The following is a 383-nucleotide window of genomic DNA, read 5'->3' on the forward strand; positions in this document are numbered from 1 at the left end:
ATATTCTATTTCGATTCTAACAGAGTACGAAAAAGAAATTAAAGACAAAGAAATTCAAAACGTTGTAGGATTAGACTTTGCGATGGATGGGCTGTTTGTTGATAGCGAAGGGAAGAAAGCCAATTACCCTAAGTTTTATCGACAAATGCTGGATCGATTAGCAAAAGAACAACGCAAACTATCCCGTAAGAAAAAAGGTTCTTCGAATTGGAATAAACAACGGATTCGAGTAGCCAATATTCATGAAAAAGTCGCTAATCAACGGAAGAACTTTCTTCACCATCAATCAAAGGAACTAGTAGCTAACTTTGATGCGGTTGTGATTGAAGATTTAGATATGAAAGGGATGTCACAATCACTGAAGTTTGGTAAAAGTGTCGCTG

The 383-nt window shown here is 36.6% G+C and carries 1 protein-coding gene; it reads left to right on the forward strand.

The window, feature by feature from the left end:
- Nucleotides 1–383: RNA-guided endonuclease InsQ/TnpB family protein (locus CHH91_RS17965; protein ID WP_141234194.1), on the forward strand; the 383-nt coding region annotated here is incomplete at both ends.

It is taken from the genome of Virgibacillus sp. 7505, from assembly GCF_002272135.1.
Lineage (GTDB): Bacteria > Bacillota > Bacilli > Bacillales > Amphibacillaceae > Terribacillus.